At 72.9% G+C, this 11,878-nt stretch carries 10 protein-coding genes; 4 read left to right on the top strand and 6 right to left on the bottom strand.

The window, feature by feature from the left end:
* Window positions 1-415: 415 nt before the first annotated feature.
* Window positions 416-1,153 (top strand): hypothetical protein, encoded by a 738-nt coding sequence (locus AB0E67_RS26665; RefSeq protein WP_362031223.1) that lies wholly within the window; start codon window positions 416-418, stop codon window positions 1,151-1,153.
* A gap of 47 nt (window positions 1,154-1,200) precedes the next feature.
* Here AB0E67_RS26665 and AB0E67_RS26660 read toward each other — a convergent pair whose 3' ends face one another.
* On the bottom strand, window positions 1,201-3,657 hold the full coding sequence (locus AB0E67_RS26660) for a PQQ-binding-like beta-propeller repeat protein (RefSeq protein ID WP_362031221.1): 2,457 nt from the start codon (window positions 3,655-3,657) through the stop codon (window positions 1,201-1,203).
* A gap of 164 nt (window positions 3,658-3,821) precedes the next feature.
* Entirely contained in the window at window positions 3,822-4,727 is a 906-nt protein-coding gene (locus AB0E67_RS26655) for a VOC family protein (protein ID WP_362031202.1), read from the bottom strand.
* A 369-nt stretch (window positions 4,728-5,096) separates the two neighbouring features.
* Between AB0E67_RS26655 and AB0E67_RS26650 the strand changes: the two genes are divergently transcribed.
* Window positions 5,097-5,744, top strand: coding sequence for a TetR family transcriptional regulator (locus AB0E67_RS26650; protein ID WP_362031200.1), 648 nt, complete (start codon window positions 5,097-5,099; stop codon window positions 5,742-5,744).
* Window positions 5,745-6,037: 293 nt separating this feature from the next.
* Here AB0E67_RS26650 and AB0E67_RS26645 read toward each other — a convergent pair whose 3' ends face one another.
* Together AB0E67_RS26645 and AB0E67_RS26640 are read right to left on the bottom strand one after the other, a co-directional pair.
* Complete coding sequence (locus AB0E67_RS26645; RefSeq protein WP_362031198.1) at window positions 6,038-6,553, bottom strand: nitroreductase family deazaflavin-dependent oxidoreductase; 516 nt, start codon at window positions 6,551-6,553, stop codon at window positions 6,038-6,040.
* Window positions 6,553-7,881, bottom strand: a complete 1,329-nt coding sequence (locus AB0E67_RS26640; RefSeq protein WP_362031219.1) for an acyl-CoA dehydrogenase family protein — start codon at window positions 7,879-7,881, stop codon at window positions 6,553-6,555. The genes AB0E67_RS26645 and AB0E67_RS26640 overlap by 1 nt, the downstream gene beginning before the upstream one ends.
* A 265-nt stretch (window positions 7,882-8,146) precedes the next feature.
* Between AB0E67_RS26640 and AB0E67_RS26635 the strand changes: the two genes are divergently transcribed.
* On the top strand, window positions 8,147-9,316 hold the full coding sequence (locus AB0E67_RS26635; RefSeq protein ID WP_362031196.1) for an acetyl-CoA acetyltransferase: 1,170 nt from the start codon (window positions 8,147-8,149) through the stop codon (window positions 9,314-9,316).
* 188 nt (window positions 9,317-9,504) lie between these two features.
* On the top strand, window positions 9,505-10,185 hold the full coding sequence (locus AB0E67_RS26630) for a pyridoxal 5'-phosphate synthase (RefSeq protein WP_362031194.1): 681 nt from the start codon (window positions 9,505-9,507) through the stop codon (window positions 10,183-10,185).
* Window positions 10,186-10,393: 208 nt separating this feature from the next.
* Here AB0E67_RS26630 and AB0E67_RS26625 read toward each other — a convergent pair whose 3' ends face one another.
* A complete protein-coding gene (locus AB0E67_RS26625; RefSeq protein ID WP_073785485.1) occupies window positions 10,394-10,582 on the bottom strand; it encodes a ferredoxin in 189 nt (62 codons plus the stop codon).
* An 80-nt stretch (window positions 10,583-10,662) separates the two neighbouring features.
* Entirely contained in the window at window positions 10,663-11,859 is a 1,197-nt protein-coding gene (locus AB0E67_RS26620; protein WP_362031192.1) for a cytochrome P450, read from the bottom strand.
* Between the last annotated feature and the right edge of the window lie 19 nt (window positions 11,860-11,878).

Here is an 11,878-nt window from a genome sequence, read left to right as displayed (position 1 = left end):
GCCTGGCGGCGTTGTCGTCGGTCGACGACGCTCCGCGTCGCCTCCCTCCTCCGCCTTGCCGGGCTTGCCCCTCGCCCCGCTCCTTCCTCCGCCCCGCCTATGCGCGCGACCTCGTAGTCGTCGTCCTGTGTCGTCGTCCGTTGACGTCCCGGATGGCGCCATCCACATCCCGGACGGCCCATGGCGTCCCGGACGGCACCCGTGCGGTTGCCCGCTCCGAGTTGTTGTGCATCGAACAACCGCGTCACGTTAGCGCACGGTGGCGAGGCCTGTGGGGCGGGCGTAGCGTCGAGGCCGGGAGTGGTGCCGATCCGTGACACGGACCTGTGACGCCGGCACGCGACACCGGTTCGCAGGGCCGGCCCCGCACCGGCCCGCGGCACCGGTCCGTGCGTGCGCAGGCAGGAGGCCGATGATGATCCGCAATGTCCCCGGTTCGGTTCTCGCCCTCGTCGGTGCGGCCGTCACCGTGTTGAGCCCCTACCGTCACTGGTACGACGGACGCCTCGGGCGTCAGTACCGAATCCTGGACCCGTTCACCGGGATCACCTCCGCCCGACCGGGCCTGCTGAGCTCGATCTTTCTGTTCTTCCTCTTCACGGCCCTGCTGACGGTGATCGGCGTGGTGCTGCGTTCGCGGTCGCTGGTGGCGGTGGCGGGTGTGCTGGTGCTCGGGTTCACCGTGCTGTGGATGGTGCGCCAGGGGCAGGTGCTGGGCGGTCTGGGGATCGCGAGCAACGGTTCCGGGCTGCGGTGGGGCGTGGCCGGCGCGGCGGCGGGCGGGGTGCTGACCCTGCTGGGCGCGGCCCTGATGCCGGGCCGGCGGCGCGGTGGCGAGCGGCGCGAAGGCGGGTGGCGGCCCGGTCGGCGGCACCCCGTGCACGAGGGGGACGCCCGGCCGTACGCGGCGCCCGGTCCGGAGCACCCGGACACCTGGCCGCCGACGCAGGAGCCGGGGCCGTCCGTGCAGACGAGCACGCTTCCGGAGCCCGAGCCGCACCCGTACACCGGACCGGAGCCGGGACCGGGATCGCGGCCACGTCCTGGGCCGGACGAAGGACCTGGGCACACCGGGCCGGACGAGGGCCCCGGGCACAGGGGCCGGCCGGACGACGGTCCCGGGCGCCCCGGGTCGGGATCCTGGGAGCCGTGACCCCGTGACCCATCGCGCCGTGAACCCGTGGAAGCGAGACCGCTGTGCTACGTGCGGGCGCGGTTGCCCGTGCCCGTCCCCTTCAGCGCGTCCAGCGCGTAGACGCAGCGGTCCTTGCTGCACGCGTACACGACACCGCCGCGCGCCACCGGGGAACCGGTGATCTCGCCGCCCGTCGCCAGCTTCCAGCGGAGCTGTCCGCCCGCCGCGTCCAGGGTGTATAGGACGTGGTCGGCGGAGCCGAAGTGCACCCGGCCGTCGGCGACCACGGGCGCGCCGACCACCTCTCCGCCCGCCGCGAACCGCCACTTCGGGGTTCCGGTGACCGCGTCGAGCGTGTACAGCGCGCTGCCACTGCCGACATGGACGTTCCCCGCCGTCACCAGGACCGGCTCGGCCGACTGCCGGGACTCCGTGGCGATCCGCCAGCGGTCCTTGCCGGTCGAGGCGTCGAGCGCGTACACCGTGCCGAGGTAGTCCGCGAGGTACACGCCGCCTCCGGTGACGGCGGGTCCGGGCGCGAACGCGGGCGGGGAGAGGAACACCGCGGGCGACTCGAAGTGCCAGCGGACGTGGCCGGACACGAGATCGACGGCCAGCACCCGGGCACCGGCGGTGATGTACACGAAGCCGTCCGACGCCGGGGTCACCCGGACCGGCACACCTCCGCAGGAGGCCGCGTCGCCGATGGGGTACGCCCAGCGCTCCATGCCGGTGCGCGCGTCGACGGCGCGCAGCCGGGCGTCCTGCCAGAGGAAGACCGTGCCGTCGTGGAGCGCGGGCCCCGCGTCCTGCGACTCGAAGTCGGTCTGCAGGCCCATGGCCTCCCACAGCTTCTCGCCCGTGGACGCCTCCCACGCCTGGACGCCGCCGCCCCGGGTGCCGGTGACGACGGTGCCGCGCTCGGCCTTCAGGGAGTACACCCAGGCGTCGGTCTGCAGCCGCCATTGCTCGGCGCCGGTCGTGGCGTCCAGGGCGTACAGCGACGGCCCGTCGGAGGCGTGGATCCTGCCGCCCTCGACGGCCATCGCCCAGGCCACGTCCCGGGTCTTGAACTGGCGCCGCCCGTTGCCGATGTCCAGGGCGTGCACCTCGAACGAGGTGACGTAGAGGAGGTCCCCGACGACGACAGGGGTGCCCCAGACGTCGTTCGACATCCGGAAGCGCCAGGGCCGCCAGCGCTCGGGGCCCGGGGGCGGCGCGTCCGGGGCGTGCGTCGGCGCGGGCAGCGGGGCCGGCGGCGCGCCTCCGTTCACCCCGGCGGCGCCGGTGGCAGCCGCACCGTTCACCCCGGCGGGCGGGCGCACCCAACCGGTCGCGGGGCCGGCGTCCGGGGCGGCCGTGGCGGCGGCCCGCACGTCCTGGGCACGCGGACCGGGGCCGATCGGCACCTGCGTGCCGGGCAGCCGGACCGGGCCGCCGCCGTCGGGCAGCTGGGCCGGGGCGGCGGGGTGCGGATCCGCGTCGCCGCCGTGCCACGCGGGGTGCGGATCGGCGGCCGGCGGCTGCTGGGGTGGCGGAGGCACCGGGGCCGGAGCGGGCTCGGGAGCAGGTGCCGGTGGCGCGGTGCCGGGTCCGGGCGCGGATGCGGGCGCGTGGGAAGCGGGCTTGCGGCCGCCCCGGCGTTGCTCGATCAGCGCGGTGGCGGCGGACGGCAGCCACGCCGAGGCCGTACCGCTGTCGTCACCGCCGGAGGCGAAGAGGTGCGGGGCGAGCTGGGCCTGGAGGTCGGCGGGGCTGGGGCGCAGGGCGGCGTCCATCTGCATGCAGGACTCGATCAGCGGACGCAGCTCCTCCGGCAGCCCCTCCAGATCGGGGCCCTCGCGCAGCAGCATGAAGACCGTTTCCACGGGGTTGCCCCCGTGGAACGGCGCGTGGCCGGTGGCGGCGAAGACCAGGGTCGAGCCGAGCGAGAAGATGTCGCTGGCGCCGGTGACGCTGCGCGAGTCCCTGGCCTGCTCGGGCGACATGTACGCGGGGGTGCCGACGGCGACGTTCGTCATGGTCAGCCGGGTGTTGGAGACGCCCGACGCGATCCCGAAGTCGATCACCCGGGGGCCGTCCTCGACGACGAGCACGTTCGACGGCTTCATGTCGCGGTGGACGAGCCCGGCGCCGTGGATCGACTGGAGCGCCTCGGCGATCCCGGCGGCCAGCCAGCGCACCGCCTGCACCGGCATGGGACCGCACTCGTTCACGATCTCTTCGAGCGAGGGAGCGGGCACATAGGCGGTGGCGAGCCACGGCACGGCGGCCCGCGGGTCGGCGTCCACGACCGCGGCCGTGTAGAAGCCGCTGACGGCCCGGGCGGCCTCCACCTCACGCGTGAAGCGGACCCGGAACAGCTGGTCCTCGGCGAGCTCCGTACGCACCGTCTTGATCGCCACCCGCCGGCCCGAAGCCGAGCGTGCGAGATAGACCAGCCCCATGCCACCGGCCCCGAGCCGTCCCAGCACCTCGAACGGGCCGATCCGCCTCGGGTCGTGCTGCGTCAGCTGCTCCACCACTTGCCCTGCCACCTCCCCGTACGGACCTCCAGAAACGGAAGCCCGCGAAAACCCGCCTTGCGCGGCGTCTCACCACTGGGCACCACCCGGCGGTGCGCACCCCGATTGTTCCTGGCTGAGCCCCCGGTTGCGAACCCGGGGGCGGACCGGGGTGTCACAGGTCACTCCGTCCGCTTCCCGGACACAACGGGCTGAAGCACGGCGAACACGGCGCCCTGATCGTCCTGGAGCACCGCCATCCGTCCGTACGGGACGTCGAAGGGCGGCTCGGTGATGCGACCGCCGAGGCGTACGGCGTGACCTGCGGTGGAGTTGCAGTCCTCGACGGCGAAGCAGACGAGGAAGTAACTCGGCAGTTCGGCGGGGAAGGCGTCGGTGATGACGCTGCGGCCACCGATCGCGGTGTCGGGACCCGGTTCGGTGCCCGCCGGGGACCACATACGGAAGTCGGGGCCGGAGGCGTCGGAGGTACCGGGAACATCGGCGTCGGAGGCATCGGAGTCACCGGAGCCGGAGTCGCCGGAATCGGAAGTGCCGGAGCCGGTACCGGAATCGGAATCGGAGGCGTCGGCACCGGAGGCGCCGAGATCGGTGCCCTGGAAGCCGAAGACCTCCTCGTAGAAGGCGTCGACGCGGTCCCGCTGCCGGGTGTGGACCTCGGTCCAGCAGAACGAGACGGGTTCGTTCTGCTTCTCGAAGCCCTCGCGCTCACCGGCCTGCCACAGCCCGAACACCGCCCCACCGGGGTCGGCCGCCTGGGCGACCACCCCCGCACCGCCGGCCCATACGGGATCGGTGATCACCGTGCCGCCCGCCTCCCTGATCCGGGCGACGGACGCGGCGGCGTCGTCGGTCGCGAAGTAGATCCCCCAGGCGGTGGGCATGCAGCCGTCTTGCTTGGCGACGAGCGCGGCGACGAGCCTGCCGCCGCTGAACGCGTCCGCGTACGCGCCCTCGCCGGGCCGGAAGGTCCAGCCGAACAGCTCGCCGTAGAAGCGCTTGCCCGCTTCGAGGTCGGGAAGCTGCACATCCACCCAGCACGGCGCGGATCGCGCGAATGCGGCCATGGCCCGGTCCTTCCGTCTTCACGCCGTTGCCCCCGACCGCGCTCGACCACCCCGGCCGTTCGCGGTCGCGCTCGGCCGTCCGCGATGGCTCACGGTTCACATCGGTGACGCTCGTCACAGCAAACGTAACCGCGAGTGGCGCGCGCCGCGCTCCGGGTGACCACACCGAGATCATCCTTCGAAGAAAAGTTCGATATCGCGGCGTCACAGAAAGTTATCCACCGAAGTTATCCACAGGCTGTTGATAGGACTTGTCTGCCTGCGGGGTCCATGCGTCACTTTTCGGCCACTCCCCCCGGCGCACCTGCGGGGCTCCCCATTTGCAGTCGGCCGAATCGCGCTCGGATCACCCCTCGGTAAGCTGACGGCATGACAGGACAAGTACGCACCGTCGACGGCCGCGTGGCCGGTCGACGCGGACAGGCGACGCGGCAGAAGCTGCTCGACTGCCTCAGCGAGATGCTCAGTTCCTCGCCGTACCGGGACGTCAAGGTCATCGACGTGGCCCGTAGGGCGGGGACTTCACCCGCGACCTTCTACCAGTACTTCCCCGACGTCGAGGGCGCCGTCCTCGAAATCGCCGAGGAAATGGCCAAAGAGGGCGCCGGATTGACCGAATTGGTCGCCGGTCGCTCCTGGGTCGGCAAGGCCGGCTGGCAGACCGCCGAAGAGTTCGTCGAGGGGTTCCTCGACTTCTGGCGACATCATGACGCGATCCTGCGCGTGGTCGACCTCGGAGCGGCCGAGGGCGACAAACGCTTCTACAAGATCCGCATGAAGATCCTCAATTCGGTGACGAACTCCCTCACGGAGGCGGTGAAGGACCTCCAGGCCCGTGGCAAGGTCGACAAGGACGTCAGCGCCGCCGCGATGGCCGGCTCGATCGTCGCGATGCTGGCCGCGGTCGCCTCCCACCAGAAGGGCTTCACGACCTGGGGCGTGAAGCAGGCCGAACTCAAGCCGAACCTCGCGCTGTTGGTGCATCTGGGCATCACCGGCAAGAAACCGACGAGGTAGTCCCGCGCCGGGTTCCCCTCACTTCCCCCACTGGGTACCGTCCGGCCGATCCGGGCGCCCCAGGTCCTGTCTCGCCGACGGCGGACCACATGCGTGGTCCGCCGTCGGCGTATCCGGGGCTCCCCGGGGGCCCCGGTACGCATCACCGGTTCGTCGCGCGCCGCACGGCACCGCCGGACGGCCGGTCCTGCCGATCGGCGCCCCGGCGCCGGGTGGCCGGGCCCCCGGGACCGGCGGCCCCACCGGGTGGCCGACCCCGCCGGTACGCTCCGTCAGCCCGCCGGTTCGCTCCGTCAGCCCGCCGCGTCACCCGACTGTTCCAGTCTGAAGAGCCGGATCTCCCGCTCGATCCGCGCCTGGTAGGACGCGTACGGGGGCCAGAACCTCAGCGCCGCCCGCCACGCCGTCTCCCGCTCCGCACCCTTCAGCAGCCTGGCGCGTACGGGGATGTCGCGCCCGTTCCAGTTGACGACGGCCTTGTCGGGACCGGCCAGCAGGTTCGCGGTCCAGGCCGGATGCCCCGGGCGGCCGAAGTTGCTGCCGACCAGGATCCAGCTCCGGGGTGTCCCGTCCCCCGGCACGGCCGCCCCGCCCTCCGGCATGCAGGCCAGCGGAGTGGTCCTGGGCCGCCCGCTCCTCGCGCCCGGCACCGTGAGCACCAGTCCCGGCAGCATCCGGGCACTGAGCAGCACCCTGCCGCGCGTGAGCCGGTGCACCGCCCGGTCCATGGCCGGGACGACGTGCGGGGCGATCCTCGCGAAGGCGCGGGTGGCGGAGACCTTCTGGATCAGCCGGACACCGGACGCCATCAGACGGCCACCCGCCCGGCCACCCGTGCGCCGCCGGGATGTTCGCCGCCGCGGCGAGCGCCGCCCGGATGTACGGCGTCGGGGTGTGCGCCGTCGGGATGGACTTCGCCGGGGCGCGCGCCGCCCGTACGCATGTCGCCGGGGCGCGCGCCGCCAGGAGGCGCGAACAGCCCGGCCAGCTCCGCCACGTGGGCGCGAAGCCCGTGGACGGGCCCGAAGAGCAGTTCGTCCGCGGCGGCCCGCTTGAAGTACAGATGGGCGTCGTGTTCCCAGGTGAACCCGATCCCGCCGTGCAGTTGCACGGACTCGGCCGCGGTGATCCGCAGTGCCTCCAGTGCCTGGGCGAGGGCGAGGCCCCCGGCGGCCGGATCCCAGGCCGCGTAGTACGCCGCGGAACGAGCGGCCCGAACCCGTACGTACAGGTCCGCGAGACGGTGCTTCACGGCCTGGAAGGAGCCGATCGCCCGGCCGAACTGTTCGCGCGTCCTGACGTACTCGACGGTCCGCTCCAGCGCGCTCGTCGCCGCCCCCACCGCCTCCGCCGCGAGCAGGGCGGCGAACGGGGGGCCGGCCGAGGCGAGTGCGCCGGCCACGTCCGCGGTGTGGTCCGCGCCCAGGAGCTCGGCACCGGCGTCCCGCAGTTCGACGCGGGCCAGCGGGCGGGTCTCGTCCAGGGTGGTGCGACGGACCCGGACGACACCGGCCGCCCCGTCCGGGCGGACCAGGAAGAGGAGCGTACGGCTGCGCGGGAAGCCCCCGGCGTGGGCGGCGACCACGAGAAGTCCCGCGCTGTGCCCGTCCAGGACCTGCGTGGCCTCCCCGTACAGCCGCCAGCCCGCCCCGTCGGCGGCCGGTACGGCCTGGATGCCGCCCGCCCGGCCGCCACCCGCCCAGGCGCCACCGGTCGGGTCGTCGGTGAGGCCGAGCGCGGCGGGGAGCGAGACGCCGGGGACGGCGAGGCTCGCGGTCAGCCCGCCCGTGGCGAGGCGCGGCAGCAGAGCGGCGCGCTGGACCCCGGTGCCGAGTGCGGCGATCAGGGGCGCGGCCAGGGCGGCGGTGGCGATCAGCGGCGACGGCAGCAGGACCCGCCCGGTCTCCTCACAGGCGACGGCGAGTTCGATGAGGCCGCAGCCGACGCCCCCGTACTCCTCCGGGAGGGCCAGTCCGGGCAGCCCGAGGTCCCGGGCGAGGCGGTGCCACAGGGCCGTGTCGTATCCGTCGGCGGTGCGTACGGCGCTCCGGATTCCGTCCGATCCGGCGTGCTCGGCGAGCAGTTCCCGCAGGGTGCGGCGGATCGCGTCCTGCTCCGCGGTGAAGGCGGCGTCCATCATCGGGCTCCTTCCCCTCGGCGGCCCCGGCCGCCGATCTGACGGCCCGTCATGTTAGGGGCGATCCACCGAGATGCCCAGAGCCGCGCAACCGGGGCGGTCACGCGACCGGCGGGGCCGCCCGCATGACCGACGGGGCGCCCCGGACGGCCGGTCCACGCGGCGGCGCACCCGGTCGACCGCGGGGCGCCCCAGCCGGTCGGCCCGCGCGACGACGGCGTACGCGAGGGTCCGCCCGAAGCGTATCTGATGTACCGTCAGATTTATGTCTGCCTCCCACCGCAAGGTCGCCGTCGTCGGCATATCGCTCGCGGACTGCGGACGCGTCGACGACGCCACGCCGTACGCCCTGCACGCCCAGGCCGCACGTCGGGCACTGGCCGATTCGGGCCTGGACCGGTCCGTGGTCGACGGCTTCGCCTCCGCCGGGCTCGGCGCGCTCGCCCCGGTCGAGGTCGCCGAGTACCTGGGGCTGAAGCCCAGATGGGTGGATTCCACCGCGGTGGGCGGCTCGACCTGGGAGGTGATGGCGGCCCACGCGGCGGACGCCGTCGCCGCGGGTCACGCCGATGCCGTACTGCTGGTGTACGGGTCGACGGCCCGGGCGGACATCAAGGCGGGGCGCCGGACCTCCAACCTCTCCTTCGGGGCGCGCGGTCCGCTCCAGTTCGAGGTGCCGTACGGGCACTCGCTGATCGCGAAGTACGCGATGGCCGCCCGCCGCCACATGCACGAGTACGGGACGACCCTGGAACAGCTCGCCGAGGTGGCGGTCCAGGCCCGGGCGAACGCCGCGGCCAACCCGGACGCGATGTTCCGTGACCCGATCACCGTGGACGACGTGCTGTCGGGGCCGATGATCGCGGACCCGTTCACCAAGCTGCACTGCTGCATCCGCAGCGACGGCGGCTGCGCGGTGCTGCTGGCAGCCGAGGACCACGTGCCGGACACGGCGAAGGACCCCGTGTGGGTCCTCGGCACGGGCGAGCACGTCTCGCACTCCGCCATGTCCGAGTGGGACGACTTCACGGTCTCCCCGGCGGCGGTCTCGGGCCGGCTGGCGTTCGAGCGGGCCGGGGTGCGGCCGTCGGACATCGATCTCGCGGAGATCTACGACGCGTTCACCTACATGACGCTGGTGACGCTGGAGGACCTGGGATTCTGCGCGAAGGGCGAGGGCGGCGCATTCGTGGAGAAGGGCCGGACCGGCCTGACCGGCGAGCTGCCGGTCAACACGGACGGTGGCGGGCTGTCCGCCTGCCACCCCGGGATGCGCGGGCTGTTCCTGCTGGTGGAGGCGGTACGGCAGCTGCGCGGGGAGGCGGGCGCGCGCCAGGTGCGCAGGAGGGGCGGCGGACTGCCGGAACTGGCGGTGGCGTCGGGGACGGGCGGCTGGTTCTGCTCGTCGGGGACGGTGGTGCTGGGGCGGGGCTGAAGCGGCCGGCGCACGAGGCCCGGCCGAAGACACGGACGGGCCGGGCCGGAAGCCGGAAGCACGGACGGAGAGCCGGGGAGACGGGGAGACAGAGGGAACGGAACACAGGACGGGACCGGGCGGGAACGGGAACCCGGGACGGGACCGGACGGGGACACGGCAAGCGGCCATGCGCTGCAATGGGGGCCATGAGTGACGTACAGAAGTCCGACGCGCGACAGAGCTTCCTCGACCTGCTGCACGCCCAGCGCGTCTGGGACATCGACCTCCCGGCCTTCGCCCCGGACACCGCCCCCGCCGCCCCGCTTCCGCTCTTCCACGCGTGGTTCGCCGAGGCCGTGGCGGCCGGGCAGACCGAGCCGCACACGATGTCGCTGGCCACCGTCGACGCCGAGGGGCGGCCCGACGTGCGGACGGTGATGCTGCACGACGCGGACGAGCGCGGCTGGCACTTCGCCACCCACCGCACCAGCGCGAAGGGCCACCAGCTCACCGCCCACCCGCACGCCGCTCTCGGCTTCTACTGGCCCGCCCAGGGGCGGCAGGTACGGGTACGGGGGCCGGTCACCGCCTGCTCGCCCGCCGAGAGCCGGGCCGATCTGCACGCCCGCTCGACCGGGGCGCTGGCGTCGGCGCTGGTCGGGCGGCAGAGCGAGGTGCTGGGCTCGTACGACGATCTGAACCGCGCCTCCGACCTGGCCTGGGAGCGGGCCCGTGCGGAGCCGGACGCGGAGGTCGTGAGCTGGACGCGGTACGTGGTCGAGCCCCGGGCGGTCGAGTTCTTCCAGGGGGACGCCGAACGACGGCATGTACGGCTGCGCTACGTCAGGCGGGAGGCCGCCTGGGACCGGGAACTGCTCTGGCCCTGACCACGTACGGCCCACCCCCGCCGACCCACCACGTACGGCCCACCACGGACGGCCCACCACGACCGCGCGGAAGGTCCCTGACCGCACGGAAGGACCTGACCGCACGGAAGGGCCCGCGCGGGCACCGTGCGGGGACGCGAACCCATTCGGTGTCACGTCCCCGCACGCTCACGGACCCACGGGTCGCACCCGGCGACCGAGGTGGTGGTCAGGTGATGGTGATCGCCTGCACCGGGCAGGCGCGGGCGGCCTCCTTGACCGTGGGCCCTTCGAGGGCGTCCTCGTAGTCGGGCAGCAGTTCGCTGAACCCGTCGTCGTCCTGGGTGAACACCTTCGGTGCGTTGAGCGCGCACTGACCCGCGCCGATGCACCGCTCCTTGTCGATGTCGATCCGCATCTCGTCAAACCTTTCCGATCCGGCCGGTCGGGGCACTCCGGTCCCGGTCACCGGATCACCACGTCACGGGAGATTCGAGATCACCACGTCACAGGCAGTTCGAGCAGCCCCTGAATGGTGTCGCCCGGCTTGAACGGGACCTCGTCCGCGGGCACCGCCAGGCTCAGTCCCGGAAGGCGCCGCAACAGCTCGCGCAGCGCGATCTCCAGTTCGGCCCGCGCCAGGTTCTGCCCCAGGCACTGGTGGACCCCGAACCCGAACGCGACGTGGTTGCGCGCGTTCCGGCCGACGTCCAGTTCGTCCGGCGCGGGGTAGACGTTCTCGTCGCGGTTGATCACCGAGGTGGACAGGATGATGCCGTCGCCCGCCCTGATGGTCACGCCGCCCACCTCGACGTCCGCCACGGCCACCCGCGCCATCCCGTCGGCGATGGACAGGAAGCGCAGCAGTTCCTCGACCGCGGAGGTCATCAGGTCGTCCGACTCGCGCATCCGGGCCAGTTGGTCGGGATGCTGGAGAAGGGTGAACGTACCGAGCGAGATCATGTTGGCGGTCGTCTCGTGGCCGGCCACGAGCAGGATCTCGGACAGTCGGACCAGTTGTTCGTGGTCCACGGCCCCGGTCTCCAGCTGCTTCGCGATGAGCTCGTCCAGCAGCCCCTCGCCCGGGTCGGTGCGCTTCTGATCGATCAGCACCCGGAAGTAGTCGTCGAGCGCCTCCCTCGCGGCCTCCACGTCGGCCGCCGCGGGACCGCGCAGCAGCTTGCGCGACTGCGCCTCGAAGAACTCGTGGTCGGAGTAGGGCACGCCGAGGAGCGAGCAGATGACCATGGAGGGCACGGGCAGTGCGAAGTCGCTGATCAGGTCGGTCGGCGGCCCCTGCTCGATCATCTGGTCGAGGAGCCGGTCCACGATCTGCTGGATGTGCGGCCGCAGGGCCTCCGTCCGCTTGACCGTGAAGCTCGGGATCAGCATCCGGCGCTGGACGTTGTGTTCCGGGTCGTCGACGCCGATCAGTTCGACACGGCGCAGGGACGACTTGGCCACCCGTTCGGCGAAGATCGGGAACGAGGGGTTCTCCCGGTCGGACGACAGTCTCGGGTCCACCAGGAGTGAGCGCGCCTCGGCGTGTCCCGTCACCATCCACACCGTGCGTCCGTCGAACAGACGAACGGGGAAGACGGGCTGGTCGTCGCGCTGCGCGTCGCGGTATTCGGTCGGGGGGTGATAGGGGCAGGTGCGGTTCTGCGGGAACGGGATGGTCTCGGCAACGGCCATGGCAGACCTCGCAGGGGTG

Source organism: Streptomyces sp. NPDC032161, from assembly GCF_040636995.1.
In the GTDB taxonomy this organism is placed as follows: domain Bacteria; phylum Actinomycetota; class Actinomycetes; order Streptomycetales; family Streptomycetaceae; genus Streptomyces.
This window is presented reverse-complemented; position numbering and strand designations above follow the sequence as displayed.

Bases quoted from the DNA above. Each gene is read 5' to 3' on its own strand.
- AB0E67_RS26665 (WP_362031223.1), top strand. From the start codon at position 416: ATGATCCGCAATGTCCCCGGTTCGGTTCTCGCCCTCGTCGGTGCGGCC.
- AB0E67_RS26655 (WP_362031202.1), bottom strand. From the start codon at position 4,727: ATGGCCGCATTCGCGCGATCCGCGCCGTGCTGGGTGGATGTGCAGCTT.
- AB0E67_RS26650 (WP_362031200.1), top strand. From the start codon at position 5,097: ATGACAGGACAAGTACGCACCGTCGACGGCCGCGTGGCCGGTCGACGC.
- AB0E67_RS26645 (WP_362031198.1), bottom strand. From the start codon at position 6,553: ATGGCGTCCGGTGTCCGGCTGATCCAGAAGGTCTCCGCCACCCGCGCC.
- AB0E67_RS26640 (WP_362031219.1), bottom strand. From the start codon at position 7,881: ATGGACGCCGCCTTCACCGCGGAGCAGGACGCGATCCGCCGCACCCTG.
- AB0E67_RS26635 (WP_362031196.1), top strand. From the start codon at position 8,147: ATGTCTGCCTCCCACCGCAAGGTCGCCGTCGTCGGCATATCGCTCGCG.
- AB0E67_RS26630 (WP_362031194.1), top strand. From the start codon at position 9,505: ATGAGTGACGTACAGAAGTCCGACGCGCGACAGAGCTTCCTCGACCTG.
- AB0E67_RS26625 (WP_073785485.1), bottom strand. From the start codon at position 10,582: ATGCGGATCGACATCGACAAGGAGCGGTGCATCGGCGCGGGTCAGTGC.
- AB0E67_RS26620 (WP_362031192.1), bottom strand. From the start codon at position 11,859: ATGGCCGTTGCCGAGACCATCCCGTTCCCGCAGAACCGCACCTGCCCC.